Genomic DNA, 21,562 nt, shown 5'->3' on the forward strand with positions numbered 1-21,562 from the left:
GGGCCGATGCTTTAGTTCAGGCTCTCGACCGCGAGCTTCGCCACGGCTGCATGCGCCGCTTCGCGCGCTGTGGCATCGGCCTGCGCGCCGGCAAGATAGACCGCGATCGCGAAACGCCGCCCGTCGGGCAGAGCGACGATCCCGATATCGTTGGTGGCGCTGTTGATGCCGTCGAGCGTGTCGCCGGTGCCGGTCTTATGCGCGAAACTCGCGCCAGCGGGGACGCCGGCCCTGACCCGCTGGGCGCCGGTCGGTGATTTCAAGAGGATCTCGGTCAGAAGCCGGTCATGCGCCGGCTCGCGCAGCCAGTTGCCCCTGGCGAGGCCTTCGAGAAAGGCGATCGAGGCCTCGGGCGTGGCGGAATCCCGAGCTTCGCCCTTGATATAGCTCTCCAGCGCCGGGCGCCGCTTCTCCCTCGGCATGGCCGCGATCGCGGCCTCGAAGGCTTCGTCGTCGATGACCTCATCCCAGGCGAAGGCCGGCAGGCCGGCGATCTCGGGCTGGAATTCGCGCTCATAGCGATCGACCGAAATTCCGGCGATGCCGCCCTCGTTCAGCATCGTCGTGACGACCTTCGGCCCRCCGGTCCGCTTCATCAGCACGTCGGCGGCGCTGTTGTCGCTTGCCCCGGTCGAGCGGGTCAGAAGATCCGTGACCGTGTAGCCCTGTTCCTCACCCTTGAAGCCCTTCTTCATCGGGCTCCAGTAGGGCGCGAGCTCGGTGCGCTTCACGCGGATCTCCTGGTCGAGCCCGAGCTTGCCGGCCTCGACCGCCTGCAGCACCGCGATCGCGAGCGGCAGCTTGAAGACGCTCTGCATCGGGAAGCGCTCCTGCCCGCGATGCGACCAGCTCTTGCGGTCCTTCAGATCGATCAGCGCGACACCGAGGCGGCCCCTGGCATCCTGTTCGATGGTCTTGATGCCGCTGTCGAGCTTTGCCCTGTCCCAGTCGGCGAGAGCTGGCGTGGCAACGAGGCAGGCGAGGGCGAGAGCGGCGAATCGCGGCATGAAAAATCCCCTGTGGCGGGGCCACAGGGGATCTGGATTGCGGCGCCGTTTGGACGCGATGCCGGCGGCTTCAGAACTTCAGCCGGCGCGCCCGCTTCACCATCGGGATCTCGTGGATCTTGGCGAGCAGCTCGTCCGAGATCGCCTCGTCGACGGCGACATAGCAGATCGCATCCCCGCCCGGCTTGTCGCGGCCAAGGCTGAAGGTCGCGACATTGACGCCGGCCGCGCCGAGCAGCGAGCCGAACTGACCGATGAAGCCCGGCTTGTCGGCATTGCGGACATAGAGCATGTGCGGCGCGAACTCGGCATCGACCTGGATGTCGCGGATCTCGACGATGCGCGGCTTGCCGTCCTGGAACACCGTGCCGGAGGCATGGCGCGGCATGTCCTCGGCATCGACGACGATGCGGATGACGCTCTCGAGATTGCCGGCGACCTCGCGTGTCATCTCCTCGACGACGATGCCCTTCTCCTTGGCGATCATCGCGGCGTTGACCATGTTGATCTCGGGCAGGAAGGGCCGCAGCACGCCGGTGATCGCGGCGGCCGAGATCGCCTTCAGATTGAGCTGGGCGACCGCGCCCTCATACTCGATGCGGATGCCCTTCACGGCGGCTTCGGTCAGCTGTCCGAGGAACGAGCCGAGCTTTTCGGCCAGCGCGACGAAGGGCTTGATCCGCGGCGCTTCCTCGGCCGAGATCGACGGGAAGTTGACCGCATTGGTGATCGCGCCCTTGAGCAGGTAGTCCGACATCTGCTCGGCGACCTGGAGCGCGACATTCTCCTGCGCCTCATTGGTCGAGGCGCCGAGATGCGGCGTGCAGACGACGTTCTCCAGCCCGAAGAGCGGGTTCGTCTCGGCCGGCTCAGCCGAGAACACGTCGAAGGCGGCGCCCGCGACATGGCCGGACTTGATCAGCTCGGCGAGTGCTGCCTCGTCGACCAGGCCGCCGCGCGCGCAGTTGATGATGCGCACGCCCTTCTTGGTCTTGGCGAGATTCTCGGCCGAGAGGATGTTCTTCGTCTTCTCGGTCATCGGCACGTGCAGGGTGATGAAATCCGCACGCTTCAGCAACTCGTCGAGCTCGACCTTCTCGACGCCGAGCTGCACGGCGCGTTCCGGCGAGAGATAGGGGTCGAAGGCGATGACGCGCATCTTCAGGCCGATGCCGCGCTCGGCGACGATCGAGCCGATATTGCCGCAGCCGATCAGGCCGAGCGTCTTGGCGGTGATCTCGACGCCCATGAAGCGGTTCTTCTCCCACTTGCCGGCCTGGGTCGAGAGGTCGGCGGAGGGGATCTGCCGGGCGAGCGCGAACATCATGGCGATGGCATGCTCGGCAGTGGTGATCGAATTGCCGAAGGGCGTGTTCATCACGATGATGCCGCGCGCGGTCGCCGCCGGGATCTCGACATTGTCGACGCCGATGCCGGCGCGGCCGATGACCTTGAGATTCTTCGCCTGCTCCAGGAGCTTGGCGGTGGCCTTGGTCGCCGAGCGGATGGCGAGGCCGTCATACTCGCCGATGATCGCGGCGAGCTTGTCCTTGTCCTTGCCGAGGCTCGGATCGAAGGTCACGTCGATGCCGCGATCCTTGAAGATCTGCACGGCGGCGGGAGAAAGAGCGTCCGAAATCAGGACTTTGGGAGCGGTCATGGGAATCCCTCGGTTGCCCGCGCGGAGAGCGGGCTAAAATGGAGAAGGTCGTCATGGCCGCCGCTTGCGGCGACCATCCACGTCTTCGCGCGGGTCAGGCCCGCGTCTGGGCAAAAGGACTGGCCCGACCTGCTGTCATCGTCCGGCCCGTCATCGGCGTCGCAAGCGGCGATGGTCGGGACAAGCCCGACCATGACGTGCAGCTCGGCGCGACAGCGTTACGCCGCCTTCTTCAACCCGGCCTTGGCCTCGTTGAAGGCATAGGTGATCCAGGGCAGCAGCGCCTTCAGATCGCGGCTCTGCACGGTTGCGCCGCACCAGATCCGCAGGCCGGGAGGGGCGTCGCGATAATGCCCGAGATCGAAGCCAGCGCCGGCCTTCTCGATGATCGACACCACCTGCTTGGCAAAGGCCGCCTGCGCGTCGGCCGGCAGTGCCGTCACCGCCGGGTCGGTGAACTTCAGGCAGACCGAGGTGTTCGAGCGCGTCTTCGGCTTCACCGCGAGGAAATCGATCCAGTCATTCTCGCGCACGAACTTGGCGAGCACGCGGGCATTGCCGTCGGCGCGCTTCACCAGTCCGTCCAGCCCGCCGACCTTCTTCGCCCAGTGCAGCGCATCGAGATAGTCCTCGACCGCGAGCATCGAGGGCGTGTTGATCGTCTCGCCGACAAAAATGCCCTCGGAGAGCTTGCCGCCGGAGGTCATGCGGAAAACCTTCGGCAGCGGCCAGGCCGGCTTGTAGGTCAGGAGGCGTTCGACGGCGCGTGGTGAGAGCACGATCATGCCATGGGCCGCTTCGCCGCCCAGAACCTTCTGCCAGGAGAAGGTCGTGACATCGAGCTTCTCCCAGTCGAGGCGCTGGGCAAAGGCGGCCGAGGTTGCGTCGCAGATCGTCAGGCCCTCGCGGTCATCGGCGATCCAGCTCGCGTCGATGACGCGGACGCCGGACGTCGTGCCGTTCCAGGTGAAGACGACGTCGCGGTCCTTCGTGTCGACCTTTTTCAGGTTCGGCAGCTCGCCATAGGGCGCATTGAAGATGCGGACATCGCTGAGCTTGAGCTGCTTGGCGACATCGGTCACCCATCCCTCGCCAAAGCTCTCCCAGGCGAGCATGTCGACGCCGCGGGCTCCGAGCAGCGACCACATCGCCATCTCGACCGCGCCGGTATCGGAGGCGGGCACGATGCCGATGCGGTAATCCGCCGGCACCTGCAGGATCTCACGGGTCAGGTCGATCGCAAGCTTGAGCTTGTCCTTGCCGATCTTGGCACGGTGCGAGCGGCCGAGCGCCGCATCTGACAGGGCTTTAAGGGACCAGCCGGGGCGCTTGGCGCAGGGGCCGGACGAGAAATGCGGCACGCGCGGACGCGTGGCCGGAACAGTATTCGCCATCGATGTCTCCATCCTTACAGATGGGCGCGCCGCGTTGGGGCGGCGTGTCCCGTCGATGGGGGTAGGGGATCAGGGCGGGGGGAGTCAAGCGGCGAGCTTATTGTAGCGCGAACAATCAAATGGCAATGAACGAAGGATCAAATGGTGACAGATTGGATTTCAGAATAGCGGTTGCCGCGCCACGGCCAGGAAGTCACTAGCGGTGGGATTGCCGGGAGCAGGAAGCCCGCCCCGAATGGCACCCTCGAAATGTCACGTCACGTATTTGATAGCCACTGTGCGGCATCAACCAGCTGACTCATCGTTATGGTGCTGGCGTGGTTCATCCCTTGGGTTGAGCAATGCGCCGAAAGCCGGTGTTGAATCTCTTGAACGTCGGCGCTCTGATGGGACCAGCCGAGGTGAGCTTGGTTTCGTCCGCCCCCCGGTCAGAGCCGGGCTGGCAGGCGACTGCCGGGCCGGMTCGCCCAGCCGCGATGACAGAGTAAAGCCTGCTGGACGTGTAGCCACGATCGAGCCTCGCCCGGCTCAATCCCCCGTCATCGTCATCTCTGCATCCATCGCCTTCATCTTCGGATTGGCGGCACAAAACGCCCTGATCCTGGCTGCGACATCGGCCGGTGTCCTGTCCCTGGCGGCATGGCCAGCCGGCTTGTGGCCGCCATTCCTGAGATAGGCGGCGCAGGTCATCTCCGGGTCGGTGATCGCGGCTGACGCCGGGGAGGAGAGGAGGAGGCAGGCGAAAGCCGCGGCAAGCGCGCGGGAGGCGAGAGGCATGATGGTTGTCCTGAACGGCCGGGCCATGCGGCCCTTTTGCGCCGCTCCTGCACCGCCCGGCCGTGCGGCGCAACGACGCTGACCGACGCCCTGGTCTGCAGGCAGGGCATTGCAGAAGAGCCGGGGTTTCGCGTGAGCCGGCTAACCCAACGGCGTGATCGTCCCGGGATCGTCATCGCCGACGCTGCTCTTGTTGACGCGGCGGTCGACGATCCAGTCGCGCAGCGCCGGCGGCGGATCGGTCAGCAGCTTTTCGCCGGCGGAGCCATCGAGCCAGACGTCGAAATCCCTGGGGTGGAGCATGCAGGGCATGCGGTCATGCAGTGTCGCGATGCCGGCGACGGGATCGCGCACGATGATCGTGCAGCTGATGATTTCCTGCCCGGTCTCCGGGTCCTTCCAGCGTTCCCAGAGCCCGGCAAAGGCGAGCAGGGCGCCGTCGGCGGCGCTGATGAAATGCGGGGTCTTGTCGCCCTTCGGGCCGGTCCATTCGAAGAAGCCGCTGGCTGGGATGATGCAGCGCCGGCTCCTGAAGGCCGAGCGGAAGGTCGGCTTCGTCGCGACCGATTCGACGCGAGCATTGAAAGTGGCGCCGACCTCGTTCGGCCTGCCCTTGTGCCAGGGCGGAATCAGCCCCCAGCGCGCCGGGATGAGTTCGCGGCCGAGCGGCGTCCTGACGATGATCCGCACCGTGTCGGTCGGCGCGAGATTGTAATGCGGCTGGAGATTGGCCCGCTCGGTCGGCACCGTCAGCGGCTGGCTGAAGGCGACGATCTCCTCCCAGGTAAAGGCCTGGCTGAAGCGTCCACACATGGCGTCATCCTCCCGACCGGGGAGGGGCAGGATGATGCCGTGGCGGTGGCGCTGTAAAGCGCGACGCGCTCGCGCCCGTTCAGATCTTCTTGTCGGTGATCACGCCGGTCCGCATGGTGCCGCTTGCTTCCAGCTGCTTCTTGATCTCGTCGCGGATCTTGTCGGCGATCTCGCCCTTGGCCTTGGGATCGAGCTGGTCGAACTGTTCCTTGGTCAGACCGAACTTGGCGAGCATGGCGGTGTGCATGCGCTCGGCCGGCGTCATCTGGGCGTGCTTGAGGAAATCCGTTTCCGCCGTCTTCTGCGCGGCGGACTTGTCGGCGACCTTGGCAACGGTCTTGAAGGCATCGGCAAGCGACGTGGCCGGCTGGGACGACGAGATTGAAATCGACATGGCAACCTCCGGGCTGGTTGCACGCGTCACGCAAGGGGCGGGCCAGCGACGCTTCCGGAGAAGTCTTTGTTTCTCAATGCTTTATTGATTGTCTTCGGTGCTGCTGCACGCGCAATCCCGGCAGGCGGGAAGAAACTGCCGGGCAATTACTTCCCGGGACGGTGCGAGGACACCTCTCCCGGATTGAAGTCGGATGTTCCCGATTTCGATACTTCCGAGAGCTGATCTCGGGCAGGCCCGAGATCAGGGAGAGGGGAAGCGGGGCGCCTTGCGCCTGTCTCAGACGCCCTTCAGCTTGGTGTTGCACTGGCTGTAATAGCCGCCGCCCTTCTGGATCCATTTCAGGTCGCCATTGCCGCCATTGGCCTTGTTGATGTTGTACTGGTCGTTGCAGGTCTTGAAACGCTGCTTGCCGGCGGTCTCGGAAGCGTATTTCGGGTCGACCTTGGCCGGAAAGACAGCATTGCCCATGGCGGCTGGCATGGCGGCGTGCGGCTTCGCCTGAGCCGGCGCGGCGGCCGGCGCTGCCATCTGCGGCTTCGGCTGGGCGGCGGCTGGTGCGGCGGTCGGGGCAGCAGCCGGCGTTGCGGCGGCCGGCGTTGCGGCATCGCTGCACTGGCTCTTGCGGAAGTCGTTCCAGGATTGGCCACCCAGCGTATTGCCGGTCTTGGCGGCGTTATATTTCGTGCTGCATTCCTTCATGGTCAGGGCCTGGGCCGGTGTCGCGGCCGGCAGGACGACGCCGCCCGCGAGCGCAAACAGGCCGAGGGCAAGCGCAGTGCTGGTCTTGGTCATGGTCATCGCCTCCTGACGGGGCATGCCCGTCGGCGGAACCTGGGCCGGGCGAGCGCATCCCATCCCGGTCAGATCTCCGGAAAAGAGGATATTCCTCGTAAAATGAACGGTCCATGAGGGATTTTGGGCCTGACGATCACGGTTTTGAGGTTGGCGGCCCATGCGTCGGATGCGGCTGCGCCCGAGACGAGGTCAAGCATGGTGGGAAGGGGCCGGCGCTTCGCATCTTCTCCGGCCAGAAGAGAGGCGCCGGGGTCCATCGTTGTGCCACCGGGCTTGACCGCGCCGCTTCCGTCTCGTCCATGGGGCCAAACCAGCAGAGGAACCGGAGACGGACATGGCCAGGAAGACGCCGGAGCAACTCACCAAGGAGTTCGAGGGCCGCAAGGCGAAGGGGCTGGCCAAGGGCGGTGCCGCCTATTGGCCGAATGTTCTCGCGAACGCGGTGCTGAAGCTCGTAGCGAGCGGCAACGAGGTCAGCCTCGCGGCGCTGAGCGAGCAGCTCTCCAGGGATGCCGAGGCGCAGGACGTCACGCTGAAGGCGGGCGCGGCCGAGGCGATCGCGCGGCTGGGCCAGGCGGTGGCGCGGGCAGCGGAGGGTTAGGGGGCCTTAGCGGTTCCCGCCCGCGAGCCTGCTTGCCTCGGGAAGCCGGCGTAGCCGCCACATCGCCCAGCAGCCGGCGGCGGGGCCGAGCGCCAGCGCCGAGAAGGCCGCCGTCCACCCGAAGGCCGAGACGAAATGCGGCACGAGGTGAATCGAGACAAGCGTCACCAGGAAGCCGGCGCAGGTCTGCGCCGTGATCATGGTCCCGACCAGCGAGGGCTCGGCGAGCTCGGCGACGCTGGCCGAGAACTGGGCGGAGTCGGCCACGGCCGAGATGCCCCAGAGGATCGCGACGACAGCCAGCATGACAGGGGCTGCGGCGAGCCAGCCGATCGCAAGCGCGCAGGCGCCGCTGAGCGCCATGGCGCCGATGGTGACAGCGGTGCGGCCGAGCCTGTCGGCCAGCCAGCCGCCGAGCCAGGCGCCGAGCGCGCCGGAGGCGACGGCGAAGAAGGTCAGCACTGCGGCTGCGCCGTGTCCGGCCTGCGGACCGCGGCCGGCGATGGTCTGCTGCAGGAACACGCCGAGCCAGGCCCACATGGCGTAGAGCTCCCACATGTGGCCGCAATAGCCGGCATTGGCGAGACGCAGCGCAGGGTTGCGCCAGGCCTGGGCGAACTGGCCGAGAGCGAGACCGGCGCGTCGGACGAGATGGGGCCCGAGCCCGGCGAACAGGATGAGGACGGCGCCGCATAGCGTCGAGGCCGCGGCGCCGAGATAGATGCCGCGCCAGCCTATGCCCTCGAAGGCACCGAGCAGATGCGGGCTCGCCGAGCCGATGACGAGGGCGCCGACCAGGAGGCCGATCAGCAGGCCGAGGTCCCTGTTCGCCCAGGTCGCGGCGATGCGCATGCCGACCGGGTAGATGCCTGCCATGCACAGGCCGGTCAGGACCCGCAGGGCGATCGTCACCGGCCCGACCGGCGGCAGCAACGCGAGCGCAGCGGTTAGCGCAGCCGCTGCCGCGCCGGAGAGTGCAAAGAGGCGGCGCGGATCGAAGCGGTCGGCCAGGCCGAGCAGGCTGCTCGCGAGCGTGCCGAGGACGAAGCCGGCCTGGACGGAACTGGTGAGCAGCACTTCGCTCAGCGGGTCGAGCGGCTGCTCCCGCCGGATCGCCGCGATCGCCGCGGCCGAGGCGAACCAGGCCGCCATTGCCAGGGTTTCGGCGAGGAGGAGGAGCGCAAGCGAGCTCGCCTTCGCGGAATAGGGGGTGGTGGTCCCGCCGGGAGTTCGGAGTCCAGGATGCATCGCTCACCGGCCTTCTGCGCCCGTGCGGAACCGTCCGAAGGCGCCCTGTCGTCTCCTATAGTATACGTCTGGCTTCTATAGAAGACGATTCAGGCATGAGGCATCATTTTTCGGGTCGAGCCTCTTGAGTGGGCGGGCGAGACGCCGGAAGAACTTAGGACCCGCCTCAGAAGCTGACCATCGAGAGTCCATGCGTTCCCAGAGCCAAGACGACCCCAATCAGGCCATCGCCGCCCGCATCCGGATCGAACGGGACACGCGCGGCTGGTCGCTGGCCGATCTTGCCGAGCGTTCAAGCGTCTCGAAGGCGATGATCAGCAAGATCGAGCGCGGCGATGCGAGCCCGACGGCAACCGTGCTCGGGCGGCTGTCGGGAGCTTTTGGCCTGTCGCTCTCGGTGCTGTTGGCCCTGGCCGAGCGCTCGGAAGACCGCATCAGCCGGCATGGCCATCAGCCGGTCTGGCAGGATCCGGAAACCGGCTACGTCCGCCGGACGATCTCGCCGCCCTCCGGAGATATTCTCGAGCTGCTGCAGATCACGCTGCCGCCCGGTGTGCGGGTGCCGTATCCGGCCGCCGCCTTCCTGTTCCAGCGCCAGCAGATCTGGGTTCTGCAGGGCGAGCTCGAATTCCGCGAAGGCGGCGTCACCCACACCCTGCAGCAGGGTGACTGTCTGCAACTCGGGCCGCCGGCGGATTCGTCCTTCTTCAACCCGGGCGCGGGCGAGAGCGTCTATCTCGTCGCCCTCGTCCGGAGATAGGCCAGGGTTCCTAGGCTGCCCGGTGCCGTGCCGCCGCGCGCTGCTCCTGCGTGCGGAAAGCTGCGACGAGCTGGTTCAGCCGCTCGATCTGGCTGAGCAGGGTCCGGGCCGAGGCTGCGCTCTGTTCGGCGAGAGCCGCGTTGCTCTGGGTGATCTCATCCATATGGCTGACGGTCTGGCTCATCTCGTCGATGCCATTGGCCTGTTCGCCGGACGCCACCGCGATCTCGTTGACGGTGCCGGAGACGCGCATCGAGGCATCGACGATCTTCTCCAGCGTGCCGCCAGCGAGGCGGACGAGCCGGACGCCTTCGGCGACCTCGGCATCGGAAGATCCGATCAGCCCGGTGATGTCCTTGGCGGCTTCGGCCGAGCGCTGGGCAAGCGCCCGGACCTCGGCTGCGACGACGGCAAAGCCGCGCCCGGCATCGCCGGCGCGCGCCGCTTCGACCGCGGCGTTGAGCGCGAGAAGATTGGTCTGGAAGGCGATGCCGTCGATCACTGTGGTGATCTCCGAGATCTTCTTCGAGGCCTGCTCGATACGGGTCATGGCATCGATCGCGTCGCTGACGATGGTGCCGCCGGTGCGGGCGACGGCGGCGGCGTCATCGGCCAGCGCAACCGACTCGCGCGAAGACTGGGCTGAGGTCTTGACGGACGCGGCGAGCTCTTCGGTCGTGGCCGCCGTCTGTTCGAGCGCGGCGGCCTGTTCCTCGGTGCGTCGCGACAGGTCGTCGGCACCGGACGCGATCTCCTGCGAGGAGGTGGCGATCGAGCCCGACGTCGCCTGGATGGTCGTGACCATCTCGCCGAGCTGTTCCATGGCGTGATTGAAATGGCTGCGCAGCAGTGCGTATTCGGGCGGCATCTCCGCATCCATGCGGAAGGTCAGGTCGCCCTTGGCGAGCGCGGCCATGCCTTCGCTGACCAGGCTGACGACCCTGTCGCGCTCGTCCGCCTTGGCCTGTTCGACGGCGCGGGCCTCTGCCTCGACCTTGAGACGGGCCGCCTCGGAAGCCTCGAGATAGACCGAGATGGCATAGTCCATGTCGAGCAGAGTCGCCTTGACGATGGCGGTGATCTCGGCGGCACGGTCCTCGGCGCCTTCGATCTTGCCGCCGAAGCGGCCCTTCGGCCAACGCGCCTCGAGCACCTTGCCGATCAGCTGCTCCAGCAGCAGGGCATAGCCGCCGATATACCAGCGCGGCTCCAGCCCGATCCTGGCGTGGACCTTGCCGACCGTGGTGACGGCGGCGACATAATCCTCGTCGAGCTGGCCCCGGGCGATACGATCCCAGTAGCCGAGCTGCTTGCTCTTCGCGTGCTCGATATGGGCGTCGCTGCCGAAGAAAACGCGGGTTTCGGGGAAGGCGCGGACCTGTGCATAGAAGGCGCCGAGCGCATCCGGCAGKGCCTCCAGCAGCGTGTCCTCGACATCGTGGATGCGCCGCAACGCGTCCGGACCGAGCTTCATGAAGTCGCGCCGCCGGGCGAGATCGTCGGATGGTGCCATAGCCGTTTACTCAAGCCTGATGCGCCGAGCCCCCTCGGCACGCCGGCCGAAACTCGGCGATGGCTGGTTAATATCCGAAGAAGATTGCGGCTCTTGCCTGCAGGACGGAGCGTCTGTGGTCCTATGCCGCAGGATTGTCAGTCGCCAGCGGTTCACCGCAGGCCTTCATAGCGCTCGAGAAAGGCTTCGACGGGCAGCGTCCGGAAATCGTCGAGTGCGGAGCGTAAGGCGGCATGATCCCAGTCCCACCAGGACAGCGCGATCAGCCGCTCGGCGATGTCTTCGGGAAAGCGCCTGCGGATCGGCCTGGCCGGGTTGCCGGCGACGATGGTGTAGGCCGGCACGTCCTTGGTGACGACGGCGCCGCCGGCGACGACCGCGCCCGTGCCGATCGAGCGGCCGGCCAGCACGATCGCGCCATGGCCGATCCAGACATCGTGACCTATCGTCACCGGCGTCGAGCGGCGCCAGGCGAAGAAGGGCGCATCGTCCTCGGCATCGTCGAAATAGGCGCTGGCGCGGTAGCTGAAATGCGACTGGCTCGCCCGCTGCATCGGGTGGTTGCCGGGGTTGATGCGGGTCATGGCCGCAATCGAACAGAATTTGCCGATTGTCGTGTAAATGACATTCGAGTCGTTCACGACATAGGAGTAGTCCCCCATCGTCGACTCGACGAAGGAGGTGCGCGCGCCGATTTCGGTGTAGCGCCCGAGCGTCGCCTGCCGCACATGAGCGGTCGGGTCGATCACAGGTTCAAGTCCGAGTTTCTTGCCCGCCATGTCATCATCCTCTCAAGATCTGCTGGAACCCTCTGCAGCCATGACGGCCGCAGGATCGGGAGTCCTGGTGCTGGTGGTTGGCCCGTCCGGAGCGGGCAAGGACACGTTGATGGAGGCCGCCCGTGCCGCGCTGGCAGGTGATGGCCGCTTCGCCTTCGTCCGCCGTCTGATCACCCGCCAGGCCATGGCCGGCGCGGAGGACCATGACAGCTGCAGCGAGGCTGAATTCGACGCGACGGAGGCGCGCGGCGCCCTCGCGCTCAGCTGGCGCGCCCATGGCCTTTGCTACGGCATTCCGGCCGCGGCGCTGGCTGGCATCGCGAGCGGGCAGGTGGTCATCGCCAATGGCTCGCGCCGGGCCGTTCCCGCGGCCGAGCGTCTTGCCGGCCAGGTGACGGTGGTCAACATCACCGCCCCGAACGAGGTTCTTGCCAGGCGGCTGGCAGCGCGTGGACGCGAAAGCGAGGCCGATATCCGTGCCCGGCTTGCCCGTGAGGTGCCGCTGACGACCGAGCGCGCGCAACTGGTTTCGATCCAGAACGACCGGACCGTGGCCGAGGCGGCTGGCGAGTTCGTCGCCGTGTTGACCGCGCTCAGCCCGCATCGCTGATCAGGCCAGCGGGAAACTGTCGAGCAGGCGGAAGCGGCCTGCCCGCGTGTCCTGCTTGAACAGCGCGATGCGGTCGATCACGGCGGGCTTCGGCGGAACGGCCCGTGCATAGGCGTCGCTGAGGGCGAGTTGCACCGCAGCCCCCTGATCCATCGGCAGCGAGCCGGTCAGCGTCATGTGGAAACGGAAGGCGTCGCCGACATAGGGATAGCCATAGGCTTCGAGATAGGCGCGCTGGGCCGGGGTCAGCGGGTGCTTCAGCCGCCGCGCCATGTCGGCCTCGGCCAGCGGAGCGCGGAACGGCTCGAAGGCCTGGACGAGGGCGAAGGCGAAGTGCTGCAGCGCCGGGCTTTCGGCCGAAGGAGTCAGCGCGATGAAGGAACCGAGCGCAGTGAGACACAGGCCGTCGAGACGGACGCTCTCGAGGCCTGCCGCATAATTATGGGCGAAGGCGCGCAACTGGCCTTCGCTGCGACCGGCAGCCAGTTCGAAGGGCGCCTTCAGCGTGGCGTGGAAACCGTAGCGGCGCGGCTCCTCAGTCAGCGTCGGCCACTGGCTGTGATCGCAGCCGGGCGGCACGAGGGCGGGGACATCCGCGCCGGTGACGGCGTCATAGCCCAGCACGGCGCTGCCGAAGCGCCAGAGGGCGCTGTCGGCGGCGGGGGCGTAATAGAGAGCGTAGCGCGGCGTGCTCAAAATGCGCGCTCGCCCTTCGACCAGACGGCGGCGATCACCGGCGTCGCACCGAGTGCCTTGAAGCGCACCAGGTCGGCGCGCAGGCCGGTCTTGAGATGGCCGCGATCCTTCAGGCCGAGGATGTCGGCGACCTTCCAGGTCACCATGCCCATGGCGTCGGGCAGCGCGATGCCATGGCTGGCATGCAGCTTCAGCACCGCCTGCAGCAGGCTTGCCGGCACATAATCCGAGGAGAGGCCGTCGAGCAGGCCCTTCTCGGCCAGTTCGGAGACCGAGACGCCGCCGGAATGCGAGCCGCCGCGCACGACGTTCGGTGCGCCGGCGATGGTGGCAAGTCCACGCTGTTTCGCGGCAGCCGCCGCCTCGATCGTGGTCGGGAATTCCGAGATCACGGCGCCCGATGCGACACCGGCCTCGACATGGTCGACCGTGGTGTCGTCATGGGTTGCGATCGGGATGCCGCGCGTCCGGAACATCTCGACCACGGCGCTCCAGTTGCTCGGCACATTGGCCGTGCCTTCGGACTGGCGGACGGCGACGTCCTCCTCGAACTCGGCCTCGGTCTTGCCGTTGCCGAGCGCATAGGTGCGCAGGTGCTGAATGTCGCGCCACTGGCGCTGGCCGGGCGTGTGGTCCATCAGCGAGACGAGCTGGACGAGATCGTCCTCGCGATAGGGCTCGATGTCGCGCATCAGGTCCGGGCTGGTCAGTTCGCAGCGCATGTGGATGCGGTGGTCGATGCGGAAGACGCCTGCGGCCTTGCCTTCGCGCAGCGCCTTCATCACGTCGGCGAAGATGTCCTTGCGGTAATCCTTGGCCGAGAAGGGCGTGCCGGCGCAGACCGCGTCATAGACGGTGGTGACCCCGGAGGCCGCCATCTGGGCGTCATGGACCAGCGCGGCTGCAAGCCCGTTCGGCCAGAACACCTTGGGCCGGGGCATGAAGTGCTTTTCCATGTTGTCGGTATGCATCTCGACGAGGCCGGGCGCGACATAGTCGCCGCCGATGTCGATCGCGCCCGGCAATTGTGAGCGGCCCTGGTCGACATCGGTGATCCCGGTTGCGTCGAAGGCGATCGTGCCGGTGACGACCTCGTTCTCCAGGATCAGCTTGGCATTGGTGAGAACGGTCTGCATCAGGCGGCCTTCCGGAATGCGGTGATGTCGAGATACCGGGTGGCGACGCGCTCGCGCACCGCCTCGTCATGGAAGATCCCGACGATGGCGGACCCGTTTGCGCGCGCCTCACCGATCAGGTCAACCACGACGTCGCGATTGGCGGCATCGAGCGAGGCGGTCGGTTCGTCGATCAGCAGGATCGGCGCCGGATCGACGAAGGAGCGGGCGATGTTGACGCGCTGCTGCTCGCCGCCGGAGAAGGTGGCGGGCGCGAGGTGCCAGAGGCGTTCCGGCAGGTTCAGCCGAGCGAGAATCGCCTTGGCGCGCGCGCTGGCCTCATCAGGGGAGACGCCGCGTGCCAGCAGCGGATCGCGGACGATGTCGAGCGCCGAAACGCGCGGGATCACGCGCAGGAACTGCGAGACGAAACCGAGCGTGCGGCGGCGGATATCGAGCACGGTACGCGGCACGGCCGCGACGATGTCGATGGCCCGGCCGGCATGGGTGATGTGGATATGGCCGGAGCTCGGCCGGTAGTTGCCGTAGAGAATGCGCAGCAGGCTCGACTTGCCGGCGCCGGAGGCTCCGGCCAGGACGAGCGCCTCGCCGGCGTCGACGCTGAAATTGATATTGTCGAAGACAGGCAGCCGGACCCCGCCCTGATTGTGCAGGGTAAAGGTCTTGGCGACGTTCTCGACGTGAATCATCGTGGTCATGGTCGGGATGCCTTGCGCGGTTCCGGTGACGCGATTGTGACGCTCATACGCTCAGCACCGCCGAGGTGAGCAACTGCGTGTAGGCGTGATGGGGGTCGTCCAGGACCTGATCGGTCAGTCCCTGCTCGACGACGCGGCCGTCCTTCATCACCATCAGCCGGTCGGTGAGCAGGCGCGCGACGGCGAGGTCATGCGTGACGATGATGGCGGCCAGACCGAGATCACGGACCAGCACGCGCAGCAGATCGAGCAGCCGCGCCTGCACGGAGACGTCGAGGCCGCCGGTCGGCTCGTCCATGAAGACGAGTTTCGGCTCCGAGACCAATACGCGGGCGATCTGCAGGCGCTGCTGCATGCCGCCCGAGAACTGGCGCGGACGATCGTCGATGCGGTTCTCGGCGATCTCGACACGGGTGAGCCAGTCGAGCGCGCGCTCGCGGATCTTGCCGTAATGCCGGTCGCCGCGGTCCATCAGGCGCTCTCCGACATTGCCGCCGGCCGAGACGTCCATGCGCAGGCCGTCGCGCGGGTTCTGGTGCACGATGCCCCAGGCCGTGCGCATCAGGCGGCGGCGATCCTGCTCGGCGACCGAATAGATGTCGAGCGGCTGACCGGAGCCTCGGAACAGCACTTCGCCCTCGTCCGGTGCGTCGATGCCGGCAAGGCAGCGCAGCAGGGTCGATTTACCCGAGCCGGATTCGCCTACGATGCCGAGCACCTCGCCCGGCCAGAGATCGAAGGAGACATCGGCGCAGCCGATGCGCTCGCCGTAGAAGCGGCTGACGCCGGAGACCGAGAGCAGCGGATCGGGATCGATGCCGAGATCCTGCGGGGAGACATGCTGGGTCATGACTTCGACACCTCGTCCTTGGCCTGCTTGTCGTCGACGAGATGGAGCGCCGATGCGTCGGCCAGCATCGCGCCGCGATGACCGTCGGCGCGCCGCGTCTCGCAATGGTGGCTGTCGGAGCAGACGAACATGCGGCCGCCGCGGTCGTCCGTGATGACTTCGTCGAGATAGGAATCGGTCGCGCCGCAGAGCCCGCAGGGCTCGTTCCAGCTCTGGATGCGGAAGGGATGGTCCTCGAAGTCGAGGCTGCGCACGCTGGTATAGGGCGGCACCGCATAGATGCGCTTCTCGCGGCCGGCTCCGAAGAGCTGGAGCGAGGGCGACATATGCATCTTCGGATTGTCGAATTTCGGGATCGGCGAGGGCGCCATCACATAGCGGCCATTGACGTCGACCGGATAGTCATAGGTCGTCGTCACCTCGCCGAAGCGGGCGATATTCTCGTAGAGCTTGACCTGCATCAGCCCGTATTCGGCCCAGGCGTGCATCTTCCGGGTCTCGGCCTCGCGCGGCTCGAGCTTCCGCAGGGGTTCGGGCTGCGGCACCTGGTAGACCATGATCTGCCCGGCCTTCAGCGGCGCTTCCGGGATGCGGTGGCGGGTCTGGATGATGGTGGCCTCGTCCGTCGCCTCGGTCGTGTTCGCATCCGCCGTACGCTCGAAGAAGCGGCGGATCGAGACGGCGTTGGTGGTGTCGTCCGCGCCCTGGTCGATGACCTTCAGCACATCGTCGGGGCCAATGATCGCGGCGGTGATCTGGATGCCGCCGGTGCCCCAGCCGCGCGCCAACGGCATTTCGCGCGAGCCGAACGGCACCTGATAGCCGGGCACCGCGACCGCCTTGAGCAGGGCGCGGCGGATCATCCGCTTGGTCTGCTCGTCGAGATAGGCATAATTATAAGCCGGCTTTGTATCTTCGCCGGGGACGATCTGATGCAGGGTCATTCCGCGGCCTCCGGCAGGGTGTCTTGCGTCTCTTGGACCTGGGTCTCTTGGGTCTCGCCCGCCAGGCGCTGCTCGCGCTCGCGGCGGATGCGGCGGATCAGTTCGAGCTCACCCTGGAAGTCGACATAATGCGGCAGCTTGAGATGCTCGACGAAGCCGGCCGCCTCGACATTGTCGGAGTGGTAGAGCACGAATTCGTCCTGCTGCGCGGGATACTCTGCCGCCTCGCCGAACTCGCGTGCCTTGAGCGCACGGTCGACCAGCGACATCGACATCGCCTTGCGCTCGGCATGGCCGAAGGCGAGGCCATAGCCGCGTGTGAACTGCGGCGGCACGTCCTTGGTGCCGTTGAACTGGTTGACCATCTGGCATTCGGTCAGCGTGATCTCGCCGAGATCGACGGCGAAGCCGAGTTCCTCGGGCACGAATTCGACGCTGACTTCGCCCACCCGGACCTCGCCGACGAAGGGGTGCGAATTGCCGTATCCGCGCTGCACGGAATAGCCGAGGCCGAGCATGAAGCCCTCATCGCCGCGCGCCATGGCCTGGAGCCGGACATCACGGTCGGCGGGGAAGGAGACCGGCTCGCGGGTGAGGTCGAAGGGACGCGGATCGCCCTCGGGCGGCTCTTCGGCTTCCATCAGGCCTTCGGCACCGAGAATGTCGGGCACGCGCGGCATGGTGGCGTCGAGCGGGTCGGCCGCCGCCGCTGGTACTGCGACAGGCGAGGCGCCATCCATCAGCGCGAAATCGAACAGGCGGTGGGTGTAGTCATAGGTCGGGCCAAGCACCTGGCCACCCGGCAGATCCTTGTAGGTGGCGGATACGCGGCGGCGGATCGCCATCTGCGCCGTGTCGACCGGCTCCGACGAGCCGAAGCGCGGCAAGGTCGTGCGATAGGCCCGCATCAGGAAGGCGGCCTCGATCGCGTCGCCCTGCGCCTGCTTCAGCGCCAGCGCCGCGAGATCGGGATCGTAGAGCGAGCCTTCGTTCATGACGCGGGCGCAGGCGAGCCCCATCTGCTCGCGGATCTGCGCGACGGCCAATTCGGGCACGGCCTCGTTGCCGCGGCGGGCTTCCGCGATGAGATCATGTGTGGCGAGGATGGCGGCCTCGCCCCCCTTGACGGCGACATACATCAGCGGGCCTCCAGGATCTGCGTCGAGCGCGGCAGGCCGATGATCGCCTCGCCATGGCTGAGGATAAGGTCGATGCCGAGGGGGTAGCGCGCGGCATTGGCCGTGACCTCGGTCCAGAAGCCGGGGCGCAGTCCCTTCGGTGCAATCTCGTGGCTGTCAGCAATGCCCGGGCCGGCCAGCGTCACGGCGTCGCCACCTGCGAGGCTGGCGCATTGTACGATCACGCTGGTCGAGCGATCCGGAAACTGGTCGGTGCCGGGGCTGAAGGCGGACAGCGCCGGAGCGATATCGGTGCCGTTCAGCACGGCGAAGGCGGCTTCATCAGGGCTTTCGACCAATGTCGCGCCGCAATGGAAGCGCAGCCAGGCGCCGGCGGGGCCGGCCCGCAGATCGGCCGGCAGCCAGATCGGCGTCTCGTAATCGGCAAGGGTCAGCAGGGCGATGGCGGTTGCCGGTTCCAGTCCTGCCGGCGCAGCAAAGCCGGTTGCGACGTCCTGGACGAGACCTGGCTCCGACAAGGCGGCGAGCAGGGCGCGGAAGGCGGCCTGGGACTGGAAGACCGGGTCGGAAAGGCCGGCGCCAATGAGTGTGTCGTTCTGCATCACGCGCCCCGGACCAGAGTGAAGAAATCGACCTTGGTGGCTGCAGCCTTGCGGGAGGCGAGGGTGCGCGCCGCCTGCTGGCGATCTGCGAGTTCGGCGACGCCGCTGCGGAGCGGCCCAGCCTCGCCTTCGCCCTGCAACAGCCCGTCGATCACGGCTGCGAGCCGCGCCTTGCGGCCATCGCGACCGAGAGCGTAGGAAAAGCCCATGGTGCCGTCGCCGAGGCGTACGACGCAGCGCGTCACGGTGGCTTCGCCGAGGTTGAAGCGGCGTCCCGCGCCGCCGGCGCGGCCCTCGACCATGACGGTCCCGGTTTCGGGCGCCTTCAGCACGTCATGGTCGGGCAGGGCGCCGAGCCCGCCGGCGAGACTCTCGATCTCGGCGCGTGAGGCTCGGGCGAGGATTGCCAGCCATTGCTGTCGTGGAGTGGTCCCGCTCATCTCAGGTCGCTCTCTGGTCAGGGCCTAATGTCTAGACTACGATAAGGTCGTCACGGGGAAAGGTCTATACATTTTGGATGAAGCTTTGATGACGGATGCCCATGCAGCCAGCCAGGCCGGCGAAGCCGCCACGGCATGGCGGCGTATCGCGGACGAGATCGAAGCGGCGATCGGGCGCGGCGAATATGAGACGGGCGCCACATTGCCCTCTTCGCTCGCGCTGGCTGAGCGCTATGGCGTGCACCGGCATACGGTTCGCCAGGCCTTTCGGCATCTCGCCGATCGTGGGCTGGTCAGCGTCTCTCGCGGCCGCGGGACGCAGGTCACGGCGCCGCGCTTCCCCTATCGCATCGGCCGGCGCGTCAGCATGCGGACCAATTTTGGTGCGGCCGGCATCACCGTGGCAGGCTCGATCCTGGGCGCCGAGATCGTCAAGGGCGAGGCGGAGGCCTGCGCGGCGCTGCGATTGGAGGACGGGGCGCCGCTCTGGCGGATCGAGACGCTGAGCCTTGCCGGTGGCGTGCCGGTGAGCACCGGCGTGCATCTCCTTTCGGCCGAGCGCTTCCCGGATTTCGACAAGATGCTGAGCCGGGCCGGCTCGTCGATCTCGGCAGCCTTCGCCGCCTGCGGCATCCCGGATTATGTGCGACTCTCGACACGGCTTTCGGCGCGGCTCGCCAGCGAGCGCGAGGCGTTGCTGCTCAGGATCGAGCCCGGCGCCGCGGTCATGCTCTCCGCGGCTGTCGACGCGCTGCCTGACCTGACCCCGATCCATCTGGTCGACGGCATCTTTGCCGGCGAGCGGATGGAAATGGTGGTCGAGCCGTTCACGGAGTGAGGGCAGCCGCTCGTGCTCCCGGCGAGGTGCGAATGGTCGGGGCAGGCCCGGGCCATATGACGAGCCAGTCCGTCAGATGGCCCTTTTGCCGATGATAGCGAAGCGCAGCTTGCTGGACAGGAAGTCGATCGCGGTCACGGCGGCAAGCACGAGCAGGATCAGGAACGAGACCTGTTGCCATTCCAGGGTGCGGATGGTCTCGGCGAGATAGAGGCCGATGCCGCCGGCGCCGACAATGCCGATGATGGTCGAGGAGCGGGTGTTCGACTCGATATAGTAGAGCACCTGGCTGGCGATGACCGGCAACACCTGCGGGATCAGGCCGAAGCGGATCTCGTGGAGCTTGCCGCCGCCGGAGGAGGTCACGCCCTCGACGGGCTTGCGGTCGGCGGATTCGATCGCTTCCGAATAGAGCTTGCCGAAGGCGCCGAGATCGCTGGTCATGATTGCGAGCATGCCGGCGAAGGGGCCGAGGCCTACGACATTGACCCAGATCAGGGCCCAGATCAGGGCATCGACGCCGCGCACGGTGTCGAGCGAGCGGCGCGCCAGGAAATGGATGACGCGGTTGGCGACGACGTTCTTGGCTGCGAGGAAGCCGAGCGGGAAGGCGAGGATCGCGGCGAGGATGGTGCCGAGAAAGGCGATGGCGATGGTCTCGAACAGCGCTTTCACGAAGATCACGGCGCGGGCCGCAGAGCCGGGATCCGGCGGCAGCATCAGCACGACGAATGTGCCGAGATTGCCGATGCCGGTGATGATCTTCCAGAACGAGACTTCCAGTGTGGTCAGGCCATAGAGGAAGAGGCCGAGCAGGGCGGCAACGACCGCGATGGTGGTCAGGCGTGTCTTCAGCGAGCCGTCGATGGCGCCTTGATGGCGACGGACGAGATCGGCGCGCTCGGTGGCGTTGAGGGCGAGGCTCATGAGCGGTGCTCCAGGCTGAGCAGGGCGTGGCGCAGACGCTCGGTGCCGTAGTCGATCAGCATGACGGTGACGATGATCAGCAGCAGGATGGCGCTGACATCGGTGAAGTAGAATTTGCGGATGGCCTCGATCAGATCCTGGCCAATGCCACCGGCCCCGACGAAGCCCATGATCGAGGCGCCGCGGACATTGATCTCGAAACGCAGCAGCGCGTAGCTGGCGAAATTGGAGAGCACCTGCGGGACGACGGCGAAGCGGATCGTCTGCCACCAGCCCGCGCCCGTCGCGGTGAGGCCGTCGACCGGCTTCATGTCGATGTTCTCGACCACCTCGGAGAAGAGCTTGCCCATTGCGCCCATGGTGTGGATCGCGATGGCGAGCACGCCCGGCAGCGGGCCGAGGCCGAAGGCGATGACGAAGATCAGCGCGAAGACGATCTCCGGCACGGTGCGGCAGAATTCGAGGAATCGGCGGGTGGCCCAGCGCAGCCAGCCGGCACGGCCGAGATTGGCGGCGGCGGAAAAGCAGAGCAGGAAGCCGCCGACGGCGCCCAGCACGGTGCCGACATAGGCAATCAACAGGGTTTGCCAGAGCAGTTTCAGCCAGCCGTTCAGGCCCCAGTACCATTCCTTGAGATCGGCACCGAGCGTGGCGAGGTGCAGGGTCGGCAGGGTCTCGAGGATGTATTTCGGGAAACGCCAGGCGTTTGCGGCGAATTTCGCGAGATCGACCTCCGAGCCGATCGCGGAGAGGGTGACGCAGGCGATGAAGATGGCGGCGCCGAGCAGGGCCTGGCGGCGCTTTGCGCCCATCTCGCGCCGATAGAGATCGGCATGGCCGCGAATGGTGGGGTCGTTGCGATCGATCGTCAGGGGCATGTTGGTTCCGTCGCGGGGTTCGCCAGTCGCGGCGGGACGCCACTCCGTCATGGCCGGGAC

Annotated in this window: 24 protein-coding genes; 4 read left to right on the top strand and 20 right to left on the bottom strand. The window is 66.9% G+C overall.

The features are described from left to right. Positions 1-11: 11 nt before the first annotated feature. From bla to AC1DGP_RS17925, 7 genes are all read right to left on the bottom strand, one after another. Positions 12-1,007 (bottom strand): class A beta-lactamase, encoded by a 996-nt coding sequence (gene bla / locus AC1DGP_RS17895; protein WP_441504386.1) that lies wholly within the window; start codon positions 1,005-1,007, stop codon positions 12-14. A 70-nt stretch (positions 1,008-1,077) separates the two neighbouring features. Continuing rightward, positions 1,078-2,667, bottom strand: coding sequence for a phosphoglycerate dehydrogenase (serA, locus tag AC1DGP_RS17900; protein ID WP_441504387.1), 1,590 nt, complete (start codon positions 2,665-2,667; stop codon positions 1,078-1,080). A gap of 218 nt (positions 2,668-2,885) precedes the next feature. After that, positions 2,886-4,061 carry a phosphoserine transaminase gene (locus AC1DGP_RS17905; RefSeq protein WP_441504388.1) on the bottom strand — a complete coding sequence of 392 codons (1,176 nt, stop codon included), beginning with the start codon at positions 4,059-4,061 and terminating at the stop codon, positions 2,886-2,888. 528 nt (positions 4,062-4,589) lie between these two features. Then, positions 4,590-4,838 (bottom strand): hypothetical protein, encoded by a 249-nt coding sequence (locus AC1DGP_RS17910; RefSeq protein ID WP_441487978.1) that lies wholly within the window; start codon positions 4,836-4,838, stop codon positions 4,590-4,592. 141 nt (positions 4,839-4,979) lie between these two features. Then, a complete protein-coding gene (locus AC1DGP_RS17915; RefSeq protein ID WP_441504389.1) occupies positions 4,980-5,651 on the bottom strand; it encodes an SOS response-associated peptidase in 672 nt (223 codons plus the stop codon). Between the two features lie 79 nt (positions 5,652-5,730). Then, positions 5,731-6,045 (bottom strand): hypothetical protein, encoded by a 315-nt coding sequence (locus tag AC1DGP_RS17920; RefSeq protein WP_069879203.1) that lies wholly within the window; start codon positions 6,043-6,045, stop codon positions 5,731-5,733. A gap of 279 nt (positions 6,046-6,324) precedes the next feature. After that, positions 6,325-6,840, bottom strand: coding sequence for a hypothetical protein (locus tag AC1DGP_RS17925; protein WP_441504390.1), 516 nt, complete (start codon positions 6,838-6,840; stop codon positions 6,325-6,327). A gap of 337 nt (positions 6,841-7,177) precedes the next feature. On the opposite strand from AC1DGP_RS17925, the gene AC1DGP_RS17930 reads away from it, so the two are divergent. After that, a complete protein-coding gene (locus tag AC1DGP_RS17930) occupies positions 7,178-7,444 on the top strand; it encodes a hypothetical protein (protein WP_441504391.1) in 267 nt (88 codons plus the stop codon). 6 nt (positions 7,445-7,450) lie between these two features. Here AC1DGP_RS17930 and AC1DGP_RS17935 read toward each other — a convergent pair whose 3' ends face one another. Then, positions 7,451-8,692: an MFS transporter gene (locus tag AC1DGP_RS17935; protein WP_441504392.1), complete on the bottom strand. Its 1,242-nt coding sequence runs from the start codon at positions 8,690-8,692 to the stop codon at positions 7,451-7,453. Positions 8,693-8,882: 190 nt separating this feature from the next. Between AC1DGP_RS17935 and AC1DGP_RS17940 the strand changes: the two genes are divergently transcribed. Beyond that, the gene (locus AC1DGP_RS17940) at positions 8,883-9,452 is read left to right on the top strand and encodes a helix-turn-helix domain-containing protein (RefSeq protein ID WP_441504393.1); all 570 of its coding nucleotides are present in this window, start codon (positions 8,883-8,885) and stop codon (positions 9,450-9,452) included. A 10-nt stretch (positions 9,453-9,462) separates the two neighbouring features. Here AC1DGP_RS17940 and AC1DGP_RS17945 read toward each other — a convergent pair whose 3' ends face one another. Continuing rightward, positions 9,463-10,965: a methyl-accepting chemotaxis protein gene (locus AC1DGP_RS17945; RefSeq protein WP_441504394.1), complete on the bottom strand. Its 1,503-nt coding sequence runs from the start codon at positions 10,963-10,965 to the stop codon at positions 9,463-9,465. A gap of 152 nt (positions 10,966-11,117) precedes the next feature. Beyond that, complete coding sequence (locus AC1DGP_RS17950) at positions 11,118-11,744, bottom strand: LbetaH domain-containing protein (RefSeq protein WP_476832370.1); 627 nt, start codon at positions 11,742-11,744, stop codon at positions 11,118-11,120. Between the two features lie 40 nt (positions 11,745-11,784). Between AC1DGP_RS17950 and phnN the strand changes: the two genes are divergently transcribed. After that, positions 11,785-12,354 (top strand): phosphonate metabolism protein/1,5-bisphosphokinase (PRPP-forming) PhnN, encoded by a 570-nt coding sequence (phnN, locus tag AC1DGP_RS17955; protein WP_441487986.1) that lies wholly within the window; start codon positions 11,785-11,787, stop codon positions 12,352-12,354. Here phnN and AC1DGP_RS17960 read toward each other — a convergent pair whose 3' ends face one another. Genes AC1DGP_RS17960 through phnG form a run of 8 tightly spaced genes read right to left on the bottom strand, consistent with a single transcriptional unit; the run spans position 12,355 to position 18,859 of the window. Continuing rightward, complete coding sequence (locus AC1DGP_RS17960; protein ID WP_441487987.1) at positions 12,355-13,050, bottom strand: DUF1045 domain-containing protein; 696 nt, start codon at positions 13,048-13,050, stop codon at positions 12,355-12,357. Further along, positions 13,047-14,186, bottom strand: a complete 1,140-nt coding sequence (locus AC1DGP_RS17965) for an alpha-D-ribose 1-methylphosphonate 5-triphosphate diphosphatase (protein WP_441504396.1) — start codon at positions 14,184-14,186, stop codon at positions 13,047-13,049. The genes AC1DGP_RS17960 and AC1DGP_RS17965 overlap by 4 nt, the downstream gene beginning before the upstream one ends. Next, positions 14,186-14,884: a phosphonate C-P lyase system protein PhnL gene (gene phnL, locus AC1DGP_RS17970; protein ID WP_441504397.1), complete on the bottom strand. Its 699-nt coding sequence runs from the start codon at positions 14,882-14,884 to the stop codon at positions 14,186-14,188. Before phnL ends, AC1DGP_RS17965 begins: the two co-directional genes overlap by 1 nt. Before the next feature lie 43 nt (positions 14,885-14,927). Continuing rightward, positions 14,928-15,701, bottom strand: a complete 774-nt coding sequence (phnK, locus tag AC1DGP_RS17975) for a phosphonate C-P lyase system protein PhnK (RefSeq protein ID WP_201788699.1) — start codon at positions 15,699-15,701, stop codon at positions 14,928-14,930. 29 nt (positions 15,702-15,730) lie between these two features. Next, entirely contained in the window at positions 15,731-16,678 is a 948-nt protein-coding gene (locus tag AC1DGP_RS17980; protein WP_441504398.1) for an alpha-D-ribose 1-methylphosphonate 5-phosphate C-P-lyase PhnJ, read from the bottom strand. Then, a complete protein-coding gene (locus AC1DGP_RS17985) occupies positions 16,675-17,817 on the bottom strand; it encodes a carbon-phosphorus lyase complex subunit (RefSeq protein ID WP_441504399.1) in 1,143 nt (380 codons plus the stop codon). The genes AC1DGP_RS17980 and AC1DGP_RS17985 overlap by 4 nt, the downstream gene beginning before the upstream one ends. Continuing rightward, on the bottom strand, positions 17,817-18,419 hold the full coding sequence (phnH, locus tag AC1DGP_RS17990) for a phosphonate C-P lyase system protein PhnH (RefSeq protein ID WP_441487992.1): 603 nt from the start codon (positions 18,417-18,419) through the stop codon (positions 17,817-17,819). The genes AC1DGP_RS17985 and phnH overlap by 1 nt, the downstream gene beginning before the upstream one ends. Continuing rightward, positions 18,419-18,859 (bottom strand): phosphonate C-P lyase system protein PhnG, encoded by a 441-nt coding sequence (gene phnG / locus AC1DGP_RS17995; RefSeq protein ID WP_441487993.1) that lies wholly within the window; start codon positions 18,857-18,859, stop codon positions 18,419-18,421. The genes phnH and phnG overlap by 1 nt, the downstream gene beginning before the upstream one ends. Positions 18,860-18,947: 88 nt before the next feature. On the opposite strand from phnG, the gene phnF reads away from it, so the two are divergent. Beyond that, positions 18,948-19,697 carry a phosphonate metabolism transcriptional regulator PhnF gene (gene phnF / locus AC1DGP_RS18000; protein WP_441504400.1) on the top strand — a complete coding sequence of 250 codons (750 nt, stop codon included), beginning with the start codon at positions 18,948-18,950 and terminating at the stop codon, positions 19,695-19,697. Positions 19,698-19,769: 72 nt separating this feature from the next. Here phnF and phnE (AC1DGP_RS18005) read toward each other — a convergent pair whose 3' ends face one another. Together phnE (AC1DGP_RS18005) and phnE (AC1DGP_RS18010) are read right to left on the bottom strand one after the other, a co-directional pair. Next, positions 19,770-20,624, bottom strand: coding sequence for a phosphonate ABC transporter, permease protein PhnE (gene phnE, locus AC1DGP_RS18005; protein ID WP_441504401.1), 855 nt, complete (start codon positions 20,622-20,624; stop codon positions 19,770-19,772). Continuing rightward, complete coding sequence (gene phnE, locus AC1DGP_RS18010; RefSeq protein ID WP_476832371.1) at positions 20,621-21,502, bottom strand: phosphonate ABC transporter, permease protein PhnE; 882 nt, start codon at positions 21,500-21,502, stop codon at positions 20,621-20,623. Before phnE (AC1DGP_RS18010) ends, phnE (AC1DGP_RS18005) begins: the two co-directional genes overlap by 4 nt. Positions 21,503-21,562 lie beyond the last annotated feature (60 nt).

This window comes from Allobosea sp. 05T433 (genome assembly GCF_056396065.1).